Genomic DNA, 12,908 nt, shown 5'->3' on the forward strand with positions numbered 1-12,908 from the left:
GGTCATTTCTCCGGCGCGAGGCGGATCGCGGCGCCGCCGCCCGGCGCGAGCCACAATTTATAGCTGTCACCCCTCTTCACCGTGATCGTCTCATAGGCGATCCGGTGCCGCGCGTCGGTCAGATAGGTTGCGCCTTCGCCATCCTTGTACACGGTCGCGGTATAGTTCCTGCCCGGCTCCAGGAAATCGAAGCGCAGTTCGGCCGTGCGTGCGGTCGCGTCATTGACGCCGCCGACATACCAGTCGGCGCTGTTCCGATCCTTGCGCGCGAAGATCGCATAGTCGCCGACTTCGCCCGCGATCAAATGGCTCTCGGCCCAGTCGGCCGGAACCTTGCCGATGAATTCGAGCTCGCGCGGATATTTCGCCAGCGTCTCGGGAAAATCGGCCGCCATCTGGATCGGCGAATAGATGGCGAGATAGAGCCCGAGCTGCTTCGCGAGCGTCGAGGCGAGCGGCGCTTTGTTCGCCCCCTCGAGGCTCAGCACACCGGGCGTGAAATCCATCGGCCCCGACAGCATCCGCGTATAGACGAGCGTCGGTTCATGATCCGGGCCGTTTGCGAAGGCGCCCCAGGCATTATATTCCATGCCCCGGGCGCCTTCGCGTGCGACCCAGTTGGGATAAGTGCGGCGAAGGCCCGTGTCCTTCACCGGCTCGTGCGGGTTCACCGCGACCTTATATTTCGCCGCGGTCTCGACGACCTTCAGATGGTGCTGCACCTGGCGCTGGCCGTCGTGCCATTCCATCCGCGTCTCGCCCGGATTGTCGCCCGGCGCGATGATCCCGCCCGCATCGGCGACATAACCGGTCTTGACCGTGCCGACGCCGAGTTCGCCATAGAGCTTCATCGCATCGTCGAGCTGCGCTTCGTAAACCGCGATATTGCCGCCGGTCTCATGATGGCCGATCAGCTGCACGCCCTTCTTGCGCGCATAATCGGTTACCGCCTTCAGGTCGAAGTCGGGGGTCGCTTCGGTAAAGCTGTACTCGTCGCCATGGCCGAACCAGTTGCCGTTCCAGCCCTTGTTCCACCCTTCAACCAAGACCCCGCCGAACTTGTGCTTCGCGGCGAAGTCGATCACCTGCTTCGTTCGCTCGGTCGTCGCGCCATGCTTCGGCCCCTCGGCCCAGGTCCAGTCGCCGCGGATCATGCCCCACCAGATGCCGACATATTTCATCGGCTTGAACCAGCTGACGTCGCCGAGCTTGTTCGGTTCGTTGAGATTGAGCTCGAGGTCGCTTTCGACCAGCCCCGCCGCATTGTCGGCGATGCGCAGCGTCCGCCACGGCGTCGCGAAGGGCAGGTCGCGGATCACCCGTGGCCCACGCGACGAGGGCGACAGGGTGGCGCGGAACTTCTGCCCCTCGGCGCGCTTGAACCACATGCCCGCATAATCGACGAGCGCCGCCTCGTGGAACGACAGATGGGTGCCGTCCTCCAGCCGCATCGTGATCGGCGTATGCGCGGTCGCGACCGCGTCGATCGGGGTTTCCTGATAGACCTGCTCGTAACGGTTCCATTCGCCGCCCGTGATCCACCACGCCGTGCCCTTGGGCACGATGTCGAATTCGGTGAACTCATCGGCGATCTTCGCGGTCTCCAGCCCCGCCTGTTCGGGCAATTCATAGCGAAAGCCGATGCCGTCGTCGAACAGGCGGAACCGCACATTCAGCCGGTGCCCGCCCCAGCTGTCGTTCTGGCGCAGCCGCACGAGCAGCTCGTTGTGACGGTCGCGCACGAAGCGCCGCTCGCCCCAGGGCTGTTCCCAGGTCGTATCGCCGCTCGCACGCTCGACGCTCTCGATCGCGAAGCCGCGCTGGAGCCCGATGCCGTCGGTGAGGATGAAGCCGAGCTTCGACGGCGCGATCAGCAATTGCCCCTTGCGCGACAGCGACCAGGTCGGACGCTGGTCGTTGTCGGTCGCCACGGTCAGCACGATCCGGCCGTCGGGCGAGGTCGCGGTGGCTCGGCGCGGGCGCTTGTTGCGCCGAGGCGGGGACCGCGATGGCGGCGGCGAGAAGCAACAGGGTACGCATCAGTTCGTCTCTTCCATTTCCATCCACAACACGCCCGCGGGCGGCAGCGTGGCAGCATCGGCACCGTTCAGCGCCAGCAGCTCGCGGCCGCCGCCATGCGCGGCGATATCGACCGGCGCTGCGCCGAGGTTGAACAGGCAGCGGATCCGCTGTCCCTCCGCCACCCGGTCGAAACCGAGCAGGTCGCCGTCGATGATCCAGCGATCATTGGCGCCCAGCCGCAGCGCCGGGCTGGCGGCGCGCAAGCCGAGCAGACGGCGGGTCAGCGCGAGCATCGATTCGGGGTCCGCTTCCTGCCGGTCGACCGCGAGCGTGCCGTGCGTCTCGCCCAACGGCAGCCACGGATCGGCGTCCGAAAAGCCCGCGTGCGGCGCGCTCGAAACCCATGGCAGCGGCGTCCGCGCCCCGTCGCGCGACAGCGTCAGCGGCCAATTCTTCAGCGCCTCGGGATCCTTGACCAGCTCGAACGGGATATCGACCTGGTCGAGCCCGAGTTCCTCGCCGTTGTAGACGATGATATTGCCGCGCAGCGCGCAGAGCAGCGCCATTTTCATGCGGGCATAAGCGGCGGGATCGACACCTGCGACCGCCCAGCGCGACACCGCGCGCGGCGCGTCGTGATTTTCGAACGCCCAGCTCGGCCAGCCGACGCCCGGCGCGTCGGACCACCCATCGGCCGCCTCGCGCACCAGCCTGGGGGTCAGCTGGTCGGCGTAGAGGAAGTTGAAGCCATAGGCGCTGTTCAGCCGCCGTTCGCCGCGGCGGTGAAGCTCTTCATTTCGCGCTCGGCCTCGTCGCCGCCGACTTCCGCCACGGTAAAGCGGCCCGGATATTCATCCGTCAGTGCGCGGATGCGCTCGAGAAAGAGCGGGATGTCGGGATGCGACTGGTTGTGGATCTTCTGCTGGAAATCGAACGGCCGCGTGCGCACCTTGTTCGACGGCGGCGCGGGCGGATTGTCGCGCAGCATCGGATCGTGCATCGAAAAATTGATCGCATCGATGCGGAAACCGTCGACGCCACGGTCGAGCCAGAAGCGCACGACGCCGAGCAGTGCGTCCTGCACGGCGCGGTTATGGACGTTGAGCTGCGGCTGCGACGCCAGGAAATTGTGCATATAATATTGGCCGCGCCGCGCGTCCCAGGTCCACGCCGGGCCGCCGAACACCGACTGCCAGTTGGTCGGCGGCGATCCGTCGGGCCTGGCATCGGCCCAGACATACCAGTCGGCCCGATCATTGTCGCGGCTCGCCCGGCTTTCGGCGAACCAGGCGTGCCGGTCCGACGTGTGCGCGAAAACGAGGTCGGTGGTGACCTTCAGCCCCAGTTCGTGCGCGCGCGCGACCAGCGCGTCGAAATCGCTGAGGCTGCCGAAGATCGGATCGACTTCGCAATAATCGGCGATGTCATACCCGAAATCGTCCATCGGCGAGGGATAGAAGGGCGACAGCCAGATCGCATCGACGCCGAGGTCGGCGACATAGCCGAGCCGCGCGGTGATCCCGGCAAGGTCGCCGATGCCGTCGCCGTTCGAATCGGCGAAGCTGCGCGGATAGATCTGATAGATCGCTGCACCCTTCCACCAGGGGGTCTCGGCGGCAACGGGCGCGCTATCCGCTTTCTGAAGGGGCTGGTTCGTCGTCACGCGGGGCTTTCGCTTATTCGCTGGCCTGGCAGATGGCGGTGCCAAAGGCGGGGAGAGACAGATGCAGGCTGCCCGGCGCGGCAAGCGTCGCCGGACAGTCGCCATAGAGCGCTGTAAAGCGCGCACTTTTCATGTCGATGGCAATCGCCGCCGAAAGCGGCGTCGCGGACATATTATAGGCGAGCACAACCTCGCGCCCGCTGTCGGGGTCGAAGCGCGATACCGCGAGCAGCCCCGGCTCTTCGGAAACGGCGCGCACCTTGGTCGTCCCGCGCGACAGCGCCGGCACCTTGCGCCGGATCGCCGACAGCGCCGCGATCTGGCGATAGAGCGGATGGCCGGTGTCGAAATTGGCGCTCGCGGTCGTCGCCTCGCTGCCGATCAGATCGTTGTCGTTATAGACCGCGACCTTCGACGGAAACATATCCTCGCGCGCGAGCTGGTCGCCGCCGTCCGACACGAAGCCCTGCTCGTCGCCATAATAGATCACCGGCACCCCGCGCAGCGTCAGCAGCATCGCATGGCCGAGCATCACGCGCTGGAGCAGTTCTTCCTCGCTTGCCGCCGGGTTCGCCTGTTTCACGAACATCGCGAAGCGGCCCATGTCGTGGTTGCCGAGGAAGGTCGGCAGTTCGAACGCCGCCGCCGCGCCGCCCTTGTAGAGCAGGTCGCCGTCGAACAGCCGCGCGAAATCGGCGGTTCCCTTCGTGCCGCTCACCGCATCGATCGTCGCGCGGGCAAAGGCAAAGTCGAGCACGCTCGGCAGCCCGGCGGCATGGGTATGCCAGGCCAGCCCCCCCGGATCGACCGCGTCGATATAGACTTCGCCGAAAATGTGGAAATGGGGGATTCCCCTCGCCTTGGCGCGCGCCTGCATCGCGGGGACGAAGGCCCGCCAGAATTCGGGGTTCACATGCTTGGCGGTGTCGATGCGGAAACCGTCGATGCCGAATTCGTCGATCCAGCGGCCATAAATGTCGATGAACCCCTCGACGACGCTCGGATGCTCGGTCGCCAGATCGTCGAGCCCGGCAAAATCGCCATAGAGCGCCGACTCGCCGACCCAGTCGCTGTTGCCGCGATTGTGGTAGTAAATGGGATCGTTGAGCCAGGCGGGCACCTTCACCCGCTCATCGCCCTTCGGCACCACCGGCGTGTAGGCGAAGCGCGGGTCGGTCAGCTTCGCCCAATTTTCCGCGCTCGGATCATGGTCGCCCGAAAAGCCCGGATTGATCGGCGCGCCGTCCACGCCGCCGCGCCGCGAAAAGGGATAGTCGGCGAGGCTGCGATATTTGTAGCCCGCCCCCTCGCCCTCGGCATAGCGGATCACGTCGGCGGTGTGGTTGGTGATGATGTCCATATAGACCTTCATCCCGCGCGCATGCGCCGCGTCGACAAAGGCCTTGAACTCGGCATTGGTGCCGAAATGCGGATCGACCCGGGTGAAGTCGGTGACCCAATAGCCGTGATAGCCCGCGCTCTCGTCGCCCTTCGGCCCCTGCACCGGCTTGTTCCTGAAGATCGGCGCGAACCAGATCGCGGTCGCCCCCAGCCCCTCGATATAGTCGAGCCTCTTGGTCAGCCCGGCAAGGTCGCCGCCATGATAGAAACCCCTGGCCGCCGGGTCATAACCGGTCGCCAGCCGGTCGCCCTCGAGGCCGCCCCGGTCGTTCCGCGCATCGCCATTCTCGAAGCGGTCGGGCAGCACGAAATAGACGATCTCGTCACTCGCCGGGCGCGCCCGCACCTCTTCCACCTGCGCGGCGGCGGGGAGCGGCGCCAGCAACAGCGCGAGCGGGCCCCAGAAACGATCGGCGCGGCGGATCATGCGGGGACGCCGATCGGGCGGGTCGCGGCGAGGAAGCGGTCATAGCTTTCCATCTGCGCGACCTCGCGGTCGATCATCAGCGAAATGCCGGCGAGATATTGTGCGAGTTCGGCCTCGCCGATGCCGTCCGCCAGCGGATGCCAGCGGCGCGGTTCGATCCCCTGCCCGACCATCACCTGCAGCCAGCCCGATTCGGTGAACAGTTCCTCATGCTCGCGAAAGATCAGCCCCTGCGCGCGGAACAGCTCGATCTTGGCCGCCAGCGTGTCGGGGACCTCGACCGCCGCCCGGTCGCGCCAATATGGGGTGTCGTCGCGTTCGGTCGCCTTGAAGTGGAGGATGATGAAGTCGCGGATGCGCTCCCATTCGAAATCGCTCTGCCGGTTGAACTCGGCGGCGACGGCGGGGTCGGCGGCACCCGAAGGCAGCATCTTCAGGAGACGCGAGATGCCCGCCTGCACCAGATGGATGCTCGTCGATTCGAGCGGTTCCATGAAACCGCTCGCCAGCCCCAGCGCGACGACGTTGCGGTTCCAATGCTTGCGCCGCTTGCCGCTGGTGAAGCGCAGCCGGTTCGGCTCGGCCTGCGCCGGGCCGTCGAGATTGGCGAGCAGGGTCGCCTCCGCGTCGTCGTCGGAAATATGGTCCGAGCAATAGACATAGCCGTTGCCGATGCGATGCTGCAGCGGGATGCGCCATTGCCACCCCGCCGCGCGCGCGGTCGCGCCGGTCCAGGGTAGCTGCGGCGTATCGCCATGCGCGCACGGCACCGCGACCGCGCGGTCGTTGAGCAGCCAGCGCGACCAGTCGTCATAGCCGGTTTCGAGCGCACCCTCGATCAGGAGGCCGCGAAAGCCCGAACAGTCGATGAAGAAATCGCCGTCGAAGGCGCGGCCGTCGGTCAGCGTCACGCCCGCGACATGGCCGCTCGCCCCGTCGCGCCGCACGTCGGCGACCTTGCCCTCGACACGCTCGACACCGCCCGCCTCGGCCCGGCGGCGCAGATACGCGGCATAGAGCGCGGCGTCGAAATGATAGGCATAGGGCATTTCGAGCAGATAGGGTGAGGTGCGCGGCGCCCCGCGCTGCATCCGCCGCGCGTGCGCGGCCTGCTCGTTCAGCGAATAATGATCGAGGCTGTTGGCGACGCCCGCCGCGCGCGCGCGCAGCCAATAATGGTGGAATTCGAGCAGGCCGAGCCCGCGCCCGATCGCGCCGAAGGCGTGCATGTAGCGATGGCCGAGCCGCGTCCAGTCGCTGAATTCGATACCGAGCTTGATCGTCCCCTGCGTCGCGGTCAGGAATTCGTTCTCGTCGATCCCCAGCGCGTCGTTGAACAGGCGGATTTGCGGGATCGTCGCCTCGCCGACGCCGACGGTGCCGATCTGGTCCGATTCGATCAGCCGGATCGACCAGCTTTCGGGCAGAAAGCGGCGCAGACAGGCCGCGGCCATCCAGCCCGCCGTGCCTCCGCCGATGATGATGATCCGCATGGGGTTCATTTGATCAGTCCGCGCCGCTCTGCGCAACAAAGGGTGTGGGGGCGGCGCGACCCTGCCGCCCCCACGAGGGAGAGATCAGAATTTGAACGAGGCACCCGCGAGGAAACGGCGGCCATAGACCTGATAGTCGATCACCGCGCGCGCATCGCGCGGATCGTCGGTGACGAAAGGTTCGTCGGTCAGATTCTGCCCCTGGACAAAGATCGACAGGCCTTCGAGCGCGCTGCCGGGCTGGAAATCATAGCCGATCTGCGCGTCGATGATCGTTTCGCTGCGCGCCCGGCGCCGCACGCGCGCACCGCCGAAGCCCGAAAGCTCGCCGACGAAGCTCGACCGGTAGCGCGCGCTGGCGCGGGCATTGAAACCCCATTTCTCGAAATAGGCGGTGCCGTTGGCGACCCATTTCGAATAGCCGGGGATATCTTCCGCCGGGGCGCCGGGGGTCGGCTGGATCTTGGTCTTGGTATAGGACGCGCCGCCGGTGATCCCGAAACCGTCGAGCGCCGAAATGAACGTGCCGAACGGCAGCGTGCCTAGCCAGTTCGGCGCCATAGATCTTGCCGCCCTCGCCGTTGATCGGCGCATTCACCGTGCCGAGGTAATTGACGATGATCGGCAGGCCGTTCGGATCGTCGCCGACCGGCGCGATCGGATAGTTCGAGAAGTCGAACGGGATTGCCTGATTATAGATGTAGCTCTTCAGATCCTTGTAGAAGAGCTGCAGCGCGACATAGCCAGACGATCCGAAATATTTCTCGACCGTCAGGTCGGCCGCATTGGCGCGCCAGGGACGGAGATAGGGGTTGCCGGTATCGCCGCGCACGACCGCGCATTGGCGGCCGGTCGGGCAGACCATGCCGCCGGGATCGCCGACCGTCGTGCCGTATGACAGGCTCGCGCGCATGTCGTCGAGCCGCGGCCGGATGACCTCACGCGCAAGGCCGATGCGGAAGACGAAATCGCTGGCGGTGCGCAGCGACAGGTTGAGGCTGGGCAGCACGTCGACATAGTCGGTGCTTTCGCGACGCGGGATGCCCTGGATGTTCGGCGATCCGTTGGGGTTGGTACCGATGAAGGACGCGCTGGCGCCGTTCGAATTCTGGTCGGTGAAGATCGCCTGCACGCCGACATTGCCGGTCAGCACCGACGACCCGAGTTCCTGGTCGATGTTCGCCTGGATATAGGTGGTCATCAGTTTTTCGGAGACGTCATAGGCCTTGACCACGACGTCGCCATAGGGGTTCGCCACCAGCCTGTAGATGCCGCCCGCGAGCAGGTCGCGCGGGTCGTAGCTGACCACCGGCCCCAACCCGAGGTAGGACAGGTTGGTGGTGCCGAGGCGATATTGTTCGGGGATCGGCAGGCTGGTGAGGCCGTCGGTGTTGGCGACCAGGCCGACGAAGGCCTCGTCGGGCACCAGGCTCTTCTTGCGGTCGGTATAGTTCACGCCGAACTGCACCGATTTCAGGAAGCCCTCGAGCTCGCGTTCGACCTCGACGCGATACTGCCACAGTTCGTCCTCGATGATGCGGTTGTTGTAATAGCCGTCCTGACCGCCGCGGATGCGGTCGCCGTTGACCGCGGTCTGGTCGCCGCCCCAGCCGAGCGGGCTGGTGAGCTGGATCAGATTATAGTCGCCATAGTTCAGCGTCGGCGAAAAGACGGTGCCGTTCCGGTCGCTGGTGAAGCCGATCGTGTCGACCGCGCCGACCCCGCCGCCGCGGCCCGTACCGGCATTGCTTTCGAGGATCAGCTCGTTGCGGTCGGTCTTCGACATGCTGATGTCGACATAGGCGTTCCAGCCGTCGTCGCCCTGCCATTTGTTGTTCCAGCCGAAGCTGTAGAGCTTGGCCTTGCGCTCGAACACGTCGTTGCGCACGACGCCCTCGACATTGGTGAAAGTGCCCGCGCGGGCGAAGACATATTCGCCGCTGTCGTCGATGTCGGTGACAGTGACGCCGGCGCCGCCGAAGGCGAGCGGCAGTTCGATGCCGCGCTTGATCTGGTCGTCCTTGAAGTCCGAATAGAAGGCGTCGAAGGTCGAGGTGAAATTGGGGCTCGGCTGCCATTGCAGCGTGCCCTGGAGGCCCAGGCGCTTGAGCTGGGTCGAGGTCGCATAGCTTTTCGACCCGCCGATCACGACCGGGCTCGCGGCGGTACCGTCGCCGGCATAGCCCCAGGCGTTGAATTCCTGGATCTGATAGGGCTCGTCGAGATAGGAGGCAGCAAGCGCGATGCCGATCGTGTCGTTCGCGAACTGGTCGACGTAGCTGCCGTTGACGCGGTAGCCATATTTGTTCGAACCGGCGTTGAGCTTGCCGAGGTCGGCCCAGACGCCGCGCCCGCCGATCGAGACGACGCGCTTGCCATAGTCGAGCGGGCGGATCGTCCGCATGTCGACGGTCCCCGACAGCCCCTGGCCAATGATCGACGCCATCGGCGACTTGTAGACGAGCACCTGGCTCACGACTTCGCTGGGATATTGGTCATATTCGACCGCGCGATTGTCGCCGGTCGAGGTCTGTTCGCGACCGTTGAGCAGCGTCGTCGAGAAGTCGGGAGCGAAGCCGCGGATCGAGATCGAATTCGAGCGGCCCGAGACGCGCTGCGAGGTCAGGCCCGGCAGGCGCGCGATCGCTTCGGCGATCGAGGCGTCGGGCAGCTTGCCGATATCCTCGGCCGACACCGATTCGACGACCTGGTCGCGGCTCTTCTTGGCGTTGACGGCGCTCTGCAGGCTGGCGCGAAAGCCGGTGACGACGATAGCATCTTCACTGCCTTCTTCGGTGCCGGCGGCGGGATCGCTGTCCTGCGCCATCGCGGCGTCCGGCACGATGGCGGTCAAGGCGAGTCCGAGCGCGATGGCGCTGGCACCGCGGCTGAAAATCTTCGGCTTGGTCATTCTGGTTCCCCTGGTGCGATGGGCCGGTTTGACCATGCGACAGCAAGGGGGCGGCGCGCCTGCGCCGCACGGCATCCTCACCGAAGCGTGGGTTTTTCCCATCTGCCCCCCGCAATTGGAACCAATCGGCGGCGCTCGCCATAGGGTATACGTATACGCATATTATGCAGCCGGGGCCGCTGTCGCGAAAATATCACAGACACGCGCCGCCCGCCGACGCCGCTTGGCAGGCTGTCGCGCGAGCGCTAACCTGCGGGGACAGGGCGCCGGCAACAAGGCACCCGCGACAGGAGAGGAGCATGGGGCGACCGCCCTCGGCCAAGCCAACGAGCTTCGACATCGCCTATCTGGCTAGCTGTGTCGCAGCCCACCGTCAGCCGCGCGCTGCGCGGCAGCAAATCGGTGAGCGCCGCGACCCGCGCCAATATCGAGCGCATCGCGCGCGAGCTCAACTACACCGTCGACAAGAACGCATCGAGCCTGCGCTCGCAGCGCACCCACACGCTCGCCTTGCTCTTCTTCGAGGACCCCACCCCCGACGAGTCGATGATCAACCCCTTCTTCCTGTCGATGCTGGGATCGATCACGCGGCAATGCGCGCTGCGCGGATACGACCTGCTGATCAGTTTCCAGCAGATGCACAACGACTGGCACGTCGCCTATCAGGACAGCCACCGGTCGGACGGCATCATCCTGCTCGGTTATGGCGACTATCAGACCTATCGGGCAAAGCTCGAGCATCTGGTCGAGATGGACACGAAATTCGTGCGCTGGGGCTCGGTGTCGGACGACGGCATCGGGCTGACCGTCGGTTCGGACAATGTCGGCGCGGGGCGACAGGCGGGCGACCATCTGATCGAAATCGGGCGCAGGTCGATCGCCTTTCTGGGCGATGCGTCCGACCATGCGCCCGAATTCCAGGATCGCTATACCGGGCTGTGCGAAGCGATGCGGGCGGCCGGTCTCGCTCCCGATCCCGCGCTGCAGCGCGACGCGGTCTCGTCGGAGGAATCGGGCTATGCGGCCGCACGGGCGCTGCTCGCCGCAGGCAAGCCTTTCGACGCGATCTTCGCGGCCAGCGACCTCATCGCCATCGGCGCGATGCGCGCGCTGGGCGAGGCCGGCCTGCATATGCCGCGCGATGTCGCGATCATCGGCTTCGACGACATCCCGGCCGCGGGCCTGACCTCGCCCACGCTGACGACGGTGATGCAGGACATGAAGGGCGCCGGCGAATTGCTGGTCGACGCACTGCTCCGCCGCATCGACGGCCAGCCAGCCGAACGGCGCGTGCTGCCGACTCGGCTGATCGAGCGCCAGAGCACAGCGGTCTGACGCCAACGTATTCGTATGCCTGACTTGCCCTGCCCCATGCGGCGCTGCAAGACCCGGTCGCTGAACGGGCGCTACGCGCGGACCGACGGGGAGAGAGCGATGGAAAAGCCACGCCAGGGCTTTTGGGGCCTGTGGAACATCAGCTTCGGCTTTTTCGGCATCCAGATCGGCTTCGCGTTGCAGAACGCCAATATGAGCCGGATCTTCCAGTCGCTCGGCGCCGACCTCGACCGCCTGCCCGGCCTGTGGGTGGCGGCGCCGCTGACCGGATTGCTGGTCCAGCCGATCGTCGGGCACCTCAGCGACCGGACCTGGCTCGGGCGGCTCGGGCGGCGGCGGCCCTATTTCCTCGCTGCGGCGCGATTCTCGCCGCCTTCGCACTGTTCGTGATGCCCGAAAGCCCGGCGGTGTGGTTCGCCGCGATGATGCTCTGGCTGCTCGACGCGTCGCTCAACATCTCGATGGAGCCGTTCCGCGCCTTTGTCGGCGACATGCTGCGCAAGGACCAGCACAGCATCGGCTATGCGGTGCAGACCGCCTTCATCGGCGCGGGCGCCGTCGTCGGCTCGCTGTTCCCACCCTTCATGGAGGCGCTGGGGGTCGCCAACACCGCGCCGCCGGGGCAGATCCCGGACACGGTGCGCTACGCCTTCTGGTTCGGCGGCGCGGCGCTGTTCGCCTCGGTGCTGTGGACCGTGCTGACCACCGACGAATATAGCCCGGACCGGATGCGGCAATTCGCCACGAGCGGCGATGGGCCGGAGGGTGGCCATGCCATGCGCGCGCTCGCCTCGCGAGGCTATGCGGGCGGCCTGCTGTGGATCGCCGCTCGGCGCCGTGGTCTTCTATCTGACCGGGCGCCTCGGCCTGCTGCGCGAGGTGTCGCTGCTCGCCGCGCTGCTCGCCGCCTATGGCATCGCCAGCATCGTCGCGATCGCCCTCGCCAGAGCAGGGCACACGACCAACATGCTGTCGAGCATCGTCGGCGATTTTTCGGGCATGCCGCCGCTGATGAAGCGGCTGGCGCTGGTCCAGTTCTTCAGCTGGTCGGCGCTGTTCATCATGTGGATCAACACCACCCCGATCGTCGCCCAATATCATTTCGGGTCGCCCGACGCCGCGACCGCCGCCTATCAGGCCGGGGCGAACTGGGTCGACAAACTGTTCGCCGTCTACAATGGCGTCGCGGCGATCGCGGCGCTGACGCTGCTCCCCTGGCTGGCCCGCCGCATCGGGTCGGCGCGGACGCATATCGCGGGGCTGGTGTCAGGGGCGATCGGCTATGCCAGTTTCTTCCTGATCCGCGACCCGAACCTGCTGATCGCCAGCGAGATCCTCATCGGCATCTTCTGGGCCTCGGTGCTCGCCATGCCCTATGCGATCCTCGCTTCCAGTCTGCCGCAGGCGAAGCTCGGCATCTATATGGGGCTGTTCAACGTCTTCGTCGTGCTGCCGCAACTGCTGGTCGCCACCGTCATGGGGTCGATCATGCGGCACTTCTTCCCCGGCGAGCCGATCTATTCCATGCTGTTCGCTGCGGCGACCCTGCTGCTCGCGGCCCTCGCCATGCTGCGCGTCATTCCGCTGGCTCCGCAGCGTTAGACCGACGCTTCGGCGCTTGGCATGGCGCCCGATTGCTGCTTTGGCGGATCGGCA

General features: G+C 66.1%; 2 protein-coding genes and 5 pseudogenes. 2 read left to right on the top strand and 5 right to left on the bottom strand.

Translation table 11 applies throughout. The features are described from left to right. Positions 1–2 precede the first annotated feature (2 nt). The 5 genes and pseudogenes from N0A20_RS12310 to N0A20_RS12330 form a co-directional block, all read right to left on the bottom strand. A pseudogene (locus N0A20_RS12310) lies at positions 3–2,040 on the bottom strand (glycoside hydrolase family 97 protein). Further along, positions 2,040–3,685 (bottom strand): annotated as a pseudogene (locus tag N0A20_RS12315) (alpha-amylase family glycosyl hydrolase). The pseudogenes N0A20_RS12310 and N0A20_RS12315 overlap by 1 nt, the downstream one beginning before the upstream one ends. 13 nt (positions 3,686–3,698) lie before the next feature. Beyond that, on the bottom strand, positions 3,699–5,513 hold the full coding sequence (locus tag N0A20_RS12320) for an alpha-amylase family glycosyl hydrolase (RefSeq protein ID WP_260580661.1): 1,815 nt from the start codon (positions 5,511–5,513) through the stop codon (positions 3,699–3,701). Beyond that, positions 5,510–7,015, bottom strand: a complete 1,506-nt coding sequence (locus N0A20_RS12325; RefSeq protein WP_260580662.1) for a tryptophan halogenase family protein — start codon at positions 7,013–7,015, stop codon at positions 5,510–5,512. The genes N0A20_RS12320 and N0A20_RS12325 overlap by 4 nt, the downstream gene beginning before the upstream one ends. A gap of 75 nt (positions 7,016–7,090) precedes the next feature. Next, a pseudogene (locus tag N0A20_RS12330) lies at positions 7,091–9,833 on the bottom strand (TonB-dependent receptor). Positions 9,834–10,216: 383 nt separating this feature from the next. On the opposite strand from N0A20_RS12330, the pseudogene N0A20_RS12335 reads away from it, so the two are divergent. Together N0A20_RS12335 and N0A20_RS12340 are read left to right on the top strand one after the other, a co-directional pair. Further along, positions 10,217–11,252: pseudogene (locus tag N0A20_RS12335) on the top strand (LacI family DNA-binding transcriptional regulator). A 99-nt stretch (positions 11,253–11,351) separates the two neighbouring features. Then, positions 11,352–12,854 (top strand): annotated as a pseudogene (locus tag N0A20_RS12340) (MFS transporter). Positions 12,855–12,908 lie beyond the last annotated feature (54 nt).

Origin of the sequence: Sphingopyxis sp. PET50 (assembly GCF_025244705.1) — a bacterium.
Classification (GTDB): Bacteria; Pseudomonadota; Alphaproteobacteria; order Sphingomonadales; family Sphingomonadaceae; genus Sphingopyxis.